Raw genomic sequence first — 12,453 nt, 5'->3', positions numbered from 1 at the left:
CCCCTTCAGCCGATGACAGGCAAGGGGAAGACCGCCGTGACAACCGATCCATCCGCCCACGAGCCCGGCCTCCTGTCGTGGCCGATCGCGACACTGGCTCTCTCGACGCTGCTGGCGTCCCTCGGCATCAGCATCGCCAACGTCGCACTCCCGGCCATCGCGCAAGCGTTTCTCCGGCCTTTCTCCGAGGTTCAGTGGGTGGTGCTCGCCTATCTCCTGGCGACGACCGTCACGATCGCCGGTGCCGGAAAGGCGGCCGACGTCTTTGGACCACGCCGGGTCCTCTTCGCCGGGATCTTGCTGTTCGCCGCCTCATCGCTCGCCGGCAGCATCGCGCCGACGCTGCCGTGGCTTCTCGCCGCGCGAACCGGTCAGGGCATCGGAGCGGCCATCCTCACCGTGGCCGCGCTCTCGCTCCTGCGTGAGATCGTGTTGGACGAGCGGATCGGCCGCGCCATGGGGCTTTTCGGCACGATGTCGGCCGTCGGCACGGCGCTCGGCCCGTCGCTCGGCGGTGTGCTGGTGTCCGGACCGGGATGGCGGGCCTGTTTCGTCCTTCTCGCAGCGCTCGGTGCGCTCAATGCGGCGCTGGCATTGCGAGTTCTGCCGCCTCGGGCGGAGACGCCGAAGCCGCGCAAGCGGCAGTTCGACATGGCCGGCGCGCTGCTCTTGGCGGCAACCTTGACCGCTTACTGCCTCGCCATCGCCTCGCGATCCAATGCGGGCGTCGGCGAAATTCGCGCGGCGTTTCTCGCCGCGGCGATCGTCGGCCTCATTCTCTTTGTCCGCCTCGAGTGGCAGGCGCCCGCGCCGTTGATCGACATCGCCGCCTTGCGACGCCCCGCGACGGCCGGCGGACTTGCGGCCAACCTTCTCGTTTCAGGCGTGATGATGGCGACGCTCGTCGTCGGCCCGTTCTATCTCGCTTTCGGCCTCGGCCTTCATCCCGTCGCGGTCGGGCTCGTCATGGCTGTCGGGCCGATCACTTCCGCCCTGACGGGGCTCATCGCCGGATGGGCGACCGATCGGCTGGGAGCGACGAAGGCAAGGCTGGCCGGTCTTGCCGTGATGATCCCTGGTGCGGCCGGCCTCGCGCTTCTGCCGGCGGTCTTGGGGATCGCCGGATATGTCCTGGCGCTGCTTGTCCTGACGCCCGGCTACCAGCTGTTTCTCGCCGCCAACAGCACGGCGGTGATGGCTGAGGCGGCGCGAACGGATCGGGGCGTTGCCTCCGGCCTCATCGGCCTGTCGCGCAACCTCGGTCTGATCACCGGGACAACGGTCCTCGGCGCGGTTTTCGCCGCCTCCATCGGGGCAAGCGCCGTCGGGCCCGGCTCGCCGCAGGCCATCGGCCACGGATTGATGGTCTCGTTTCTCGTTGCGGCCGGCGGTCTGACGGCAGCTTTCGCGATCGTCATGGCATGCGCGAGACGGGAAGAAACGGTTGACGTGTGATCGCAAACCAGCGTCACATCGCGCGCAGACCGACTGGGCGTGGCGTTGGCGGCTGGCGGCCACTCACAAGGACGATCGAGTCCCAGACGAAGAGGACCGGGCGTCAGACGGAAGGGGAAAAGGGACCGTAAAATGGAAGAGAGCCGCCACGGCCTGGAGGGGGATACGCCGTGACGACTCTCTTGCACTCTCACGACGCCGGTCCTTAAGAGGGGGAAGAGGACCTCGGCATCTCAAATTTCGGCTCTAAAGCGGGGGACATGCCTTGGCCGAATACGACGCTTTGAAGCGCGTCGTCGGCCATTATAGTGCGACTCGCGCGCACCAAAATCAAGCTTGGCATAAGGTGCACCCTCTCACATCGACGTGAATTGGGTGATTTGCCCAAAATGAACATGGATCGGACCAGGATGCAACGCCGAAAACCGGCGGTTTCTCGGAGAAAACAAGCAACGTGACTTTTTGGCAACGTTTATCTGGTCGCTCGCTGCCCGCATTGCGGGAAAACTGCCGGAGGTGAGGCCAAGCGAGAGCCTCTACACGCGTTCAAAGCTTCGAGCCGTTTCCGGCGATGGACAGTCCGACACGCGCGCGATACCACGCTTGCCATGAAAAAAGGCGATCACCTCTTCCTCGTCGACGGCTCGGCATACATCTTCCGGGCCTATCACGCGCTCCCGCCGCTGACGCGCAAGTCCGACGGCCTGCCCGTCGGCGCGGTTTCGGGCTTCTGCAACATGCTGTGGAAGCTCGTCGAGGAATCCCGCGACACCTCGCTGGGCACCGCACCGACCCATTTCGCGGTGATCTTCGACCATTCGTCGACGACCTTCCGCAACGAGCTCTACGACCAGTACAAGGCCAACCGCACGGCCCCGCCCGAAGACCTCGTGCCGCAATTCGCCGTCATCCGCGAGGCGGTCCGCGCCTTCGACCTGCCCTGCATCGAGAAGCAGGGCTATGAGGCCGACGACCTGATCGCCACCTATACGCGGGAGGCCGTCGCGGCCGGCGGCGACGTCACCATCGTCTCGTCGGACAAGGACCTGATGCAGCTCGTCGGGCCGGGGGTGATCCTCTACGACCAGATGAAGGACAAGCGCCTCGGGCCCGAAGAGGTGAAGGAGAAGTTCGGCGTCTATCCCGACAAGATGATCGACCTGCAGGCGCTCGTCGGCGACAGCTCCGACAACGTGCCGGGGGTTCCGGGGATCGGGCCAAAGACGGCGGCACAGCTTCTCGACGACTATGGCGACCTCGAAACCCTTCTGGAGCGCGCCGAGGAGATCAAGCAGGCCAAGCGGCGGCAGAACCTCATCGATTTCGCCGAGCAGGCGCGCCTGTCGAAGCGCCTCGTGACCCTCGACCAGAACACCCCTCTCGATACGCCGCTGGACGACCTCTTTCTGCACGAGCCGGACGGCGAGAAGCTGATCGCCTTCCTGAAGGCGATGGAGTTCACCACCCTCACCCGCCGGGTCGCGGCGACACTCGAGGTTTCGGCCAGCGACGTCGAGACCGCCGACATCAAGGTCGACGGGCCGGCGCGGGGTCCCGATCTCGATCCGGGCGCGGCCGGCACGGCGGTGACGGCGGGCGAAGGCGGCGAAGCCCGGCTGGCGATGACGCCGCAAGGCCTCGTCGAACAGCGTCGCAACGAGGCGGCTGCCGCCAGTTTCGACCACGGGTCCTATCTGACGATCCGCGACGAAGCCGCCCTCGCCGCCTTCCTCGCCGAGGCGGCGGAGACCGGCATCCTCGCCTTCGACACCGAGACCGACAGCCTGTCGGCGATGAACGGCAAGCTCGTCGGCGTCTCCTTCGCCGTCTCCCCGGGCCGGGCCGCCTATGTGCCGCTCGGCCACGTCCCGCCCGGCGGCGAAACGGATCTTCTGTCGGAGAAGTCGGCCGAAGAGGAAATCGGCCCGCAGATCCCGCTTCAGGCGGCGCTGGCGCTGATGAAGCCGGTGCTCGAAGATCCCGCGATCCTGAAGATCGGCCAGAACAGCAAATACGACCTTCTCGTCATGATGCGTCACGACATCACCGTCGCGCCCTTCGACGACACCATGCTGATCTCCTACGCCCTCGACGCCTCGGCCTCGCTCTCCGGCCATGGCATGGACGAGTTGTCGGAGCGCTTCCTCGGCCACAAGCCGATCTCGTTCAAGGATCTCTGCGGCTCGGGCAAGAAGGCGGTGCCGATCGCCGCCTGCGATATCCGGAAGGTCACCGACTACGCCGCCGAGGATGCCGACGTGACGCTGAGGCTCTGGCGCGTCCTGAAACCGCGCCTCGCCGCCGAAGGCCTCGCCTCGGTCTATGAGCGGCTGGAAAAGCCGCTCGTTCCGGTGCTGGCGCGGATGGAAGAGCGCGGGATCATGGTCGACCGGCAGATCCTGTCGCGGCTGTCCGGGCGGTTCGCCCAGAAGCAGGGCGCGCTCGAAGCCGACATCGCCGAACTTGCCGGCGAGGAATTCAATCCCGGCTCGCCCAAGCAGCTCGGCGAGATCCTGTTCGGCAAGCTAAACCTGCCCGGCGGCAAGAAGACCAAGGGCGGCCAGTGGTCGACCGACGTCAAGGTGCTGGAAGAGTTGGCCGCGGAAGGCCACGAACTGCCGGCCAGGATCGTCGAATGGCGGCAGCTGACCAAGCTGAAGGGCACCTATACCGACGCCCTGCCCCACCACATGGACGCGCGCGGCCGGATCCACACCTCCTATTCCATGGCCTCGACCACGACGGGTCGCCTTTCATCTTCCGAGCCGAACCTGCAGAACATTCCGGTGAGGACGGAGGAAGGCCGAGCGATCCGCACGGCCTTCGTCGCGCCCGAGGGCACCAAGCTCCTTTCGGCCGACTACAGCCAGATCGAGCTGCGCATTCTCGCCCACATCGCCGACATTCCGCAGCTCAAACAGGCCTTTCTCGAAGGCCTCGACATCCATGCGATGACCGCGTCGGAAATGTTCGGCGTCCCGGTCGAGGGCATGCCCTCCGACGTCAGGCGGCGGGCGAAGGCGATCAATTTCGGCATCATCTACGGCATTTCGGCCTTCGGTCTCGCCAACCAGCTGTCGATCCCGCGCGAGGAAGCCGGCCTCTACATCAAGCGCTATTTCGAGCGCTTCCCCGGCATTCGCGATTACATGGACGCGACCAAAGCGTTTGCCAAAGAGCACGGCTATGTCGAGACGCTGTTCGGCCGGCGGGCGCATTATCCCGACATCAAGTCTCCCAACGCGGCCATGCGGGCCTTCAACGAGCGCGCGGCGATCAACGCGCCAATCCAGGGCACGGCCGCCGACATCATCCGCCGGGCGATGATCCGGATGGAAAGTGCGCTGGCCGAGGCGGGCCTTGCGGCGAAAATGCTCCTGCAGGTCCATGACGAACTGGTCTTCGAGGTACCGGAGGACGAAATCGAGGCGACATTGCCGCTCGTGCAGCGGATCATGGCGGAAGCGCCCGGCCCCCGCGTCAATTTGTCCGTTCCACTCGAGGTTGACGCGAAAGCGGCAAAAGACTGGGAAGCCGCGCACTGAACGGCTCGGCCATCGGCTCGAGCCCGCCGACAAAAGATCATTCGTCACAATAGCCTGGTCGCGAGCCTGGTCGCGGCTTGCGGCATCCCCAACCATCCGGCGAAATTGCGACCAACGCCATGCAATCATAGGGATTTCTATCGTAGCCGGGTAAATATGGCCCCTTGAAAATCAGGTGTCTTGGGCCGATGTTGTTGCGGTAACCACTCTTACGCCCTGGACCGGTTGCCGGCGCTGCAGCCGCTCCGGGTTTTCCTTGCGCTGATTTCGCAAATTCACGGCTCTATCGATACGGTGTGCCCAACGGGCGCTGGTGAGGTTTCATGGACAAGCGAGACGACGACAATTCGCAGGCCTACGGTGTTCCCTCGAACGTCACGACGGCCGCGCTTGCCAAGCTTCCACTGGCCCTGGTCCTGACCAACCCCCATCTCGACGACAATCCCATCATCTACGCCAACACCGCCTTCGAGCGGATTACCGGCTACGCCGCAGCGGCGACGATCGGGCGCAATTGCCGATTCCTCCAGGGCGACGAGACCGATCCGGAACATTCGCGCCAGATCGGGGAAGCCCTGCGCGAGGAGCGGGACATCTCGCTCGACATCCTGAACTATCGCGCCGACGGCACGAAATTCGTCAACCGGCTGATGATCACGCCGCTCTATGACGACAGTGACAAGATCCAGTGCTTCCTCGGTGTCCAGCGCGACATGAGCGATGGCGAAGACGCAAAAGTGTCCAAGACGATCGGTCAGGATGCGCCGGTCGATGCTGTCCTCGGCGAGATCCAGCACCGGGTCAAAAACCATCTCTCGATGATCGTCGGCATGATCCGAATGCAGGCGCGGGCCAAGAGCAGCAAGGAAGCCTTCAGCGCGCTTGCGAGGCGGATCGAGAGCCTGCAGCTTCTCTATCAGGAAATGACCGAATCGGGCGTCGGCTCGCACCGCTCCGAGCGAGTTCCTCTTGGCGCTTACGTCAGCCGCATCGCCGCCACCATCGGCCATCTCGACGGACGCCGCTCGGTTCGCATCAATGTCGATTGCGACGCCGTCGAGGTGAAGGTCGATCAGGCGGCGCGCATCGGCCTGTTGTTCTCCGAACTCCTGACCAACGCCCTGAAGCATGCCTTCGAGGGGCGCGAGGAGGGTCTCGTCGAAGCGCGGCTCAAGATGCTGTCCTCCGGCGTCATCCGAATGACCGTGACGGACGACGGCATCGGTTTGCCGAGCGACAGCAACTGGCCCTACGGCCCCTCCAAGCCCAAGCCCCTCGAGTCGGAGGAAATCGACGAGATCACGGAAGACGCCCGCAATGCGGCGGATCAGGAGGGCGCGGTCAACGAGGCCCGCGATCTTGCCGAATCCATGGGCATGTCGCGCGGCTCCTCGAAGGCAACGGGCAGCGAGATCGTCGAGTCCGGCGAACAGGCTCCGCGCCGGCAGAAGGCGCGCCAGACGGAGGGCGGGCTCGGCGGCAGGATCGCGGTTTCCCTGGTTCGAGGGCTCGACGCCGAGATCGATGTGAATTCCCATACGACCGGCACCACCGTCACGGTCGACATTCCGCCTCAGGAATGAGATGACGACCTCGCGAGCCCGCATCGAGCAGGGCGAGGAGGATGGACGTGAGCGTAGACAGCGCCAGGGACAGGCTGATCGTCGCACTGGACGTGACCAGCCGCGCAGAGGCTGAGACGATCGTCGAGACCCTTGGCGACAGCGTGACCTTCTACAAGATCGGGTTCCAGCTGGCGCTTGCCGGCGGCCTGCCTTTGGTCGGCGAACTCGCCGCTTCGGGAAAACGCGTCTTCCTCGACATGAAGATGCTGGATATCTCCAACACCGTCGAAAAGGGCGTTGAGAGCGCCGCCGAACTGGGCGCCTCGATGCTGACGATCCACGCCTACCCCCACGCCATGCGCGCCGCCGTGAAGGCGGCGAGCGGCAGCGCCCTCACCCTTCTCGGCGTCACGGTCCTCACATCGCTCGACGATCAGGATCTGACGGCCAGCGGATACCAGACGACGATCCGGGATCTCGTCAGCTTGCGTGTTCGCCAGGCCCGCGACATCGGCATGGGTGGTGTCGTCGCCTCTCCGGCGGAAGCGGCCGAGATTCGCCAGGTTATCGGCGGCGACATGGCGATCGTCACCCCCGGCATCCGTCCCGCGGGCAGCGACAGCGGCGACCAGAAGCGGGTGGCGACGCCGGCCGGGGCGCTTGACGCCGGCGCGTCGCATCTCGTCGTCGGCCGGCCGATCACCGGGGCCGCCGACAAGCGCGCGGCAGCGCAAGACATTCTCGCAGAAATGGGCGCCGCCATCGGCTGAGCGCCGGCAATCCAACATCGACAGGGAGGACAGACATGGCCAAGGGATACTGGATCGCGCGCGTCGACGTACGTGACCCCGAGGGATACAGGGCATATGTCGCGGCGGCCAAACCGGCCTTCGAGGCCCATGGCGCCAGATTTCTCGTCCGCGGCGGAGAGCTGACTTCGCTCGAAGGCACCGCGCGGGGGCGCAATGTCGTCATCGAATTCGACAGCGTCGAGGCCGCACGCGCCTGCTACGAGAGCGACGACTACCAGAAGGCCAAGGCGATCCGCGAGCAGGTTGCCGAGGCGGACATGATCATCGTCGAGGGCTATGACGGCTGATCAGGGCGAAGGCCGGCAACGCATGGAGCCACGGCCGGGACGCAAAGCGTTCAAGGGTTTTGCTCCGAAGGGCTACCGGATCCGCATGATGGAGCCGGGCGAGGCAGAGGCCCTGTTCCGTCTGCGGATGGCCTGCTTGCCGGCGGCCGGCGAGATCAAGCGCCAAAGCCTTGCCGACTTCGTCACTCATCTCGTCTCTCACGAGATTTTCGTCGCCGCCGACAAGCGGACAGGCGCTATTGCGGGGTTTGCGGCGGCCGGCGACCGCATCGACTTCTACTTCGTCAGTGAAATCCGCATCGACCCGCGCCTTGCCGCCCGGGGCATCGACGCAGCTCTCATCGATGCCGTGACGCAAAGGGCACGGTGGTTTTATCACCGCGCCATCGTCGTTTCGCCAGCTCTCGACTCCGGTCACGAATCGTCATCTTATGATCAGAGGGGCTTCATGAAGGTTTCACGAAAGGATTTTCCGCTTAACTCTTGCGAAGACCTCTTTGCCGGAACGGGGTTCGAGGCCCTGTCGGCAGACCGTCACTTTCGCGTCAAGTGGCTCTGAGTGCGGCACCGGGAGACCGCAGGCCGGCGCCAGAATTTGTGCATTGCAGCAATGATTGATATATTTCCCGAAAACGGAAGGCCGTCGCAATGCTTTATCAGCTCTACGAGTGGAATCATGCCGCGCTGACGCCGTTCCGCGCCGTGGCGGACGCTACTCGTCTCTTCTACCAGAACCCGCTCAATCCGATGTCTCACACGACGGCGGGCCGCTCTCTCGCGGCGATCGCCGAATTGTTCGAGCGGACGACGCGCGTCTATGGCAAGCCGCAATTCGGGCTCGACGAGACGACCATCCGCGGCTACCGGGTTCCGGTGGTCGACAAGCCGGTCTGGTCGAAGCCGTTCTGTGATCTTCTGCATTTCGAGCGCGCCCTGCCCAAGGGCCACGGCAAGGATCCGCGCATTCTCATCGTCGCGCCGATGTCGGGCCATTACGCGACGCTCTTGCGCGGCACCGTCGAAGCGCTGCTGCCCTATGCGGACGTCTACATCACCGACTGGAAGGACGCCCGCACGGTTCCGCTCTCCATGGGCGCCTTCAATCTCGACAGCTATGTCGACTACGTCATCGAGATCCTGCGCTTCCTCGGCCCGGACACGCATGTGATCGGTGTCTGCCAGCCGGCCGTGCCGGTACTGATGGCAACGGCGGTGATGGAAGAGGCGGAGGATCCCTGCGCTCCCGCCACCATGACGCTGATGGGCGGGCCGATCGACACCCGCATCAACCCGACGGCGGTCAACGATCTGGCCAAGGAACGCGGCATCGACTGGTTCCGCGACAACGTCATCATGTCGGTTCCCTTCCCCCATGCCGGCTTCATGCGTCAGGTCTATCCGGGCTTCCTGCAGCTGACCGGCTTCATGTCGATGAATCTCGACCGCCACGTCATCGCCTACAAGGACTTCTTCTGGCATCTGGTGAAGGACGACGGCGATCCGGCTGAAAAGCACCGGACCTTCTATGACGAGTACAACGCCGTCATGGACATGACCGCCGAGTTCTATCTGCAGACGGTCGACGAGGTCTTCGTCAAGCATTCCCTGCCAAAGGGCGAGATCACCCATCACGGCAAGCGCGTCGATCTGACGGCCATTCGCCGGACCGGGCTTCTCACCGTCGAGGGCGAGAATGACGACATCTCCGGCGTCGGCCAGACGGAAGCGGCGCAGACGCTCTGCGTCAACATCCCGGAAGACAAGCGCGTCCACTACGTTCAGGCAAAGGTCGGCCATTACGGCGTCTTCAACGGCTCGCGCTATCGGGCGGAGATCGCCCCGCGCATCGTCGACTTCGCGCTGACCCACGGCACGACGCATACCGGCGCCAAGCCGCCGAAGGCGCCTGCCGAAACCGGCAAGGGACCCCACCGGATCGGCGCCTATGCGGAGCGCCAGGCCAAGGCCGGGACGCTCGGGCGGACGGTCTCGATGGCGGGAGAAAGCGGTGTGGGCGCCGTCGCAGGGCTCGGCGGCTTCAACGCGGCGATGAACGCGATGGCAGCGCCGGCAAAGGCGATGATGTCGACCGCCATGGAAGCGGCAAACCTGTCCTTCGGTTCGTTTGCCGGCAGCAACAATTCCGGCTTCTCGGCCCCCTATATCGCACGGGAACCGGCCCGGACCTCCGGAGCGACGGCAAGCCCCGCTGCGACCAACGGCTCGGCGCCAAAGGCGCAGCCGGCCGAGACACCCAAGACGGCTTCCACAAAGGGAGCGGAACCGCAAAAGAACGCGACAACGAAAGCCGAAACGCCTGCCGCGAAGGCGGAGCCGAAATCGGACGAGCCTGCGGCGAAAGCCGAGGCCATCGCAAAGCAGCCCGACGATAAGCCCACGTCGAAGCCGGCCGTCGCCTCATCCAAGGCGAGCCCGGCCGCGGCCCCTGCGATCAAGGCGGAGCCAGCCGCAAAAGCTGCGGGCGCAAAGACGGACGGGCCGGCAAAGCCGGAGGCTCCACGACAGCCCGCCGCGACCAAGGACGACGCCAAGGCTGAAAAGCCGGCAGAGGCGGCGGCGACCAAGGCGGCAACGGCCAGTCCCGGAACCGCCGGCAAGGCCGCATCGAAACCCTCGCGTGCCAAGGCCGATGCCCTCAGCGCAAAAGCGTCCGATGACCGGGTTGCGGAAGCTGGCGAGGCAAGCGACCTCTTTGCCGATCGCTCCGGCCATGCGCAGACATCCGCCCCACAGAAGCGCAGCCGTTCGACCACGCGGCCGAAACGCTCGACTGGCCGCGCCCGCCGACGCTGACGCTCATCCCTCGAAATGGCGTCGAAATGGCTGGAGATCACGACGTGCCGTCGTCCCTCCGGCCTCTCGGGGCTAGAGCGGGGTGAGATGAGCCTCGCTCACCCTCCCGCTCTATCCTCTTGTCGGGGCATGATCTTTTCCGAAAACCGGTTCCCACTATTCGGGATCACGCTCTATAAGATCGGGTCGGCGTTCGCGCGTGATCCGCTCGGCCTCGGCGCGGCGCCAGCGCTCGACTGCGCCATGATCGCCCGATGAGAGCACCGGCGGGATCACCCGCCCTTCCCACTCTGCCGGCCGTGTGTAATGCGGGTGCTCGAGCAGCGGTGTCTCGAAGCTTTCATGGATCCCGGACAGATCGTTGCCCATGACGCCGGGCAGAAGCCGGATTACGGCGTCGAGCAGCACCATGGCGGCGATCTCGCCGCCCGACAGCACGTAGTCGCCAATCGAGACTTCGACGAGGCCGCGCCCCTCGATGATCCTCTCGTCGATACCCTCGAAGCGTCCGCAGACGATCAGCGCCCCCTCGCCCGCAGCCAGATCCCGCACGAAGCCTTGCGTCAGCGGCCGGCCGCGCGGGCTCATCAACAGCCGAGGACGGGTATCGCCTGCGGGCGAAGACGCGTCGATGGCATCGGCAAGGACGTCGGCCCGCAGAACCATGCCGGCACCGCCACCGGCCGGCGTGTCGTCGACGGCCCGGTGCTTTCCCCTGCCGAAGTCGCGAATCTGCCGGGTCTCGATCACGGCGTCGCCGCGCTCCAGCGCCCGGCCCGCCAGCGAGACGCCGAGCGGCCCGGGAAACATCTCCGGATAAAGCGTCAGGATCGTCGCGTGAAAGGCCATCAGCCGAGCGGCTCGGCCCTGCCGGCCTCGACGAGTTTCAGATCACGTCCAAGGACGGTGACGCCGGCGAGCGCCTCATGCCACGCGGCGATGTGCGGCGCCTTGCCATGGGCGGCAAGCGCCTCGCGGCTCTCCCATTCCTCGTAGATCCGAACGAGGCCGGGCTCCAGCAGATCCTCGGCGAAGGCGTAGACGAGGCAGCCCGTTTCGGCTCGGGTCTCGGTCAGAACGATCGCCGCCTGATCGCGAAGCTTTGCAAGATCCTCGGGGCTCAGGCGTAGGGTTCCCGACACGATGATCATCACTCTTCCTCTTTCCTTCGTTGGCCGGCCGCTGTTTTTCCGGCGGCTGCTTCGCCGGCCTCGCCAAGGCCGACATCTTCGTCCTCGTCCTCAGGGCCCGGTGCAAGGCCGGCCGCGACGGGATCGACGACGATCGTCCCTTCGTCGAGGTCGATGTCCGGGACGGCGGCTTCGGAAAAGGGGATCATCACGGTCGACCCTTTGGCCTGGGCGAGTTCCAGAATGTCGCCGGCGCCGAAATTATGGGTGGCGACGATCCGCCCCAAAACTTCACCTTCCAGCGAGCGCGCGTCGAGACCGACGAGATCGTCGAGATAGAACTCGTCGTCGTCCTCGGGCTCGGGCAGGCACGAGCGATCGACGAAAAGCTCGGTGCCGTTCAGCCGCTCGGCGGCGTTGCGATCGGCGATCTCGGCGAAGCGCACGAGCAGCATGTTCTTCTGCGGCCGCGCCGATTTCACCGTGTAGCGGTTGCCCTTGGCATCAAACAGGGGGCCGTATTGCCCGAACGCTTCCGGCTCCTCGGTGAAGGATTTCACCCGGCATTCGCCGCGAATGCCATGGGCGCCGCCGACGATCGCGAGGAGAACAGGTTGGCGCTCGGAGGCGTGGCTGACCGGCTCGGCCATATCCCCGCGGGTCGGTGATTTCGAAGACAAGGGCGTCGTCGTTCCATTCGCGTGAAGGCGCCTCGCGCCCGATCGTCTGCACCCGCTTCTGCGAGATTTTCGTCCGGGCGCAGGAGAAGGGCAATAGACGGTTCGAGCCGGCGCGTCGACCGGTCGTGACGAGGTCACACGCCGATGGCCATCATCGCGCCGCAG

9 protein-coding genes and 1 pseudogene are annotated in these 12,453 nt (G+C 65.3%); 7 read left to right on the top strand and 3 right to left on the bottom strand.

The genetic code is table 11. The features are described 5' to 3' along the window. Window positions 1-36: 36 nt before the first annotated feature. The 7 genes and pseudogenes from J6595_RS07905 to J6595_RS22480 all read left to right on the top strand — a co-directional run. Window positions 37-1,455, top strand: a complete 1,419-nt coding sequence (locus tag J6595_RS07905) for an MFS transporter (RefSeq protein ID WP_342453128.1) — start codon at window positions 37-39, stop codon at window positions 1,453-1,455. A 608-nt stretch (window positions 1,456-2,063) separates the two neighbouring features. Then, window positions 2,064-5,000, top strand: a complete 2,937-nt coding sequence (polA, locus tag J6595_RS07900; RefSeq protein ID WP_209593922.1) for a DNA polymerase I — start codon at window positions 2,064-2,066, stop codon at window positions 4,998-5,000. 323 nt (window positions 5,001-5,323) lie between these two features. Continuing rightward, entirely contained in the window at window positions 5,324-6,583 is a 1,260-nt protein-coding gene (locus tag J6595_RS07895) for a PAS domain-containing protein (RefSeq protein ID WP_209593921.1), read from the top strand. 47 nt (window positions 6,584-6,630) lie between these two features. Next, window positions 6,631-7,335: an orotidine-5'-phosphate decarboxylase gene (gene pyrF, locus J6595_RS07890; RefSeq protein WP_342453126.1), complete on the top strand. Its 705-nt coding sequence runs from the start codon at window positions 6,631-6,633 to the stop codon at window positions 7,333-7,335. Between the two features lie 35 nt (window positions 7,336-7,370). Further along, window positions 7,371-7,664, top strand: a complete 294-nt coding sequence (locus J6595_RS07885; protein ID WP_209593919.1) for a DUF1330 domain-containing protein — start codon at window positions 7,371-7,373, stop codon at window positions 7,662-7,664. Between the two features lie 22 nt (window positions 7,665-7,686). Next, window positions 7,687-8,223 carry a hypothetical protein gene (locus tag J6595_RS07880; RefSeq protein WP_209593918.1) on the top strand — a complete coding sequence of 179 codons (537 nt, stop codon included), beginning with the start codon at window positions 7,687-7,689 and terminating at the stop codon, window positions 8,221-8,223. Window positions 8,224-8,312: 89 nt separating this feature from the next. Further along, a pseudogene (locus J6595_RS22480) lies at window positions 8,313-9,563 on the top strand (polyhydroxyalkanoate depolymerase); the annotation flags it as partial. Window positions 9,564-10,634: 1,071 nt separating this feature from the next. Here J6595_RS22480 and trmD read toward each other — a convergent pair. The 3 genes from trmD to rimM are packed head-to-tail and all read right to left on the bottom strand — an operon-like array spanning window position 10,635 to window position 12,258. Further along, window positions 10,635-11,327, bottom strand: a complete 693-nt coding sequence (gene trmD / locus J6595_RS07870; RefSeq protein WP_209593916.1) for a tRNA (guanosine(37)-N1)-methyltransferase TrmD — start codon at window positions 11,325-11,327, stop codon at window positions 10,635-10,637. Continuing rightward, on the bottom strand, window positions 11,327-11,629 hold the full coding sequence (locus tag J6595_RS07865; protein WP_209593915.1) for a putative quinol monooxygenase: 303 nt from the start codon (window positions 11,627-11,629) through the stop codon (window positions 11,327-11,329). Before J6595_RS07865 ends, trmD begins: the two co-directional genes overlap by 1 nt. Beyond that, on the bottom strand, window positions 11,629-12,258 hold the full coding sequence (rimM, locus tag J6595_RS07860; RefSeq protein WP_209594155.1) for a ribosome maturation factor RimM: 630 nt from the start codon (window positions 12,256-12,258) through the stop codon (window positions 11,629-11,631). Before rimM ends, J6595_RS07865 begins: the two co-directional genes overlap by 1 nt. Window positions 12,259-12,453: the final 195 nt, after the last annotated feature.

Source organism: Jiella mangrovi (assembly GCF_017815135.1).
Lineage (GTDB): Bacteria > Pseudomonadota > Alphaproteobacteria > Rhizobiales > Rhizobiaceae > Jiella > Jiella mangrovi.
The sequence above is the reverse complement of the archived record's forward strand: the minus strand, read 5'-3'. Positions and strand labels throughout refer to the sequence as shown.

What these genes read in the sequence shown, in the direction of transcription:
- polA (WP_209593922.1), top strand. Translation starts at nt 2,064, where the DNA reads ATGAAAAAAGGCGATCACCTCTTCCTCGTCGACGGCTCGGCATACATC.
- J6595_RS07895 (WP_209593921.1), top strand. Translation starts at nt 5,324, where the DNA reads ATGGACAAGCGAGACGACGACAATTCGCAGGCCTACGGTGTTCCCTCG.
- J6595_RS07885 (WP_209593919.1), top strand. Translation starts at nt 7,371, where the DNA reads ATGGCCAAGGGATACTGGATCGCGCGCGTCGACGTACGTGACCCCGAG.
- J6595_RS07880 (WP_209593918.1), top strand. Translation starts at nt 7,687, where the DNA reads ATGGAGCCACGGCCGGGACGCAAAGCGTTCAAGGGTTTTGCTCCGAAG.
- trmD (WP_209593916.1), bottom strand. Translation starts at nt 11,327, where the DNA reads ATGGCCTTTCACGCGACGATCCTGACGCTTTATCCGGAGATGTTTCCC.
- J6595_RS07865 (WP_209593915.1), bottom strand. Translation starts at nt 11,629, where the DNA reads ATGATCATCGTGTCGGGAACCCTACGCCTGAGCCCCGAGGATCTTGCA.
- rimM (WP_209594155.1), bottom strand. Translation starts at nt 12,258, where the DNA reads ATGGCCGAGCCGGTCAGCCACGCCTCCGAGCGCCAACCTGTTCTCCTC.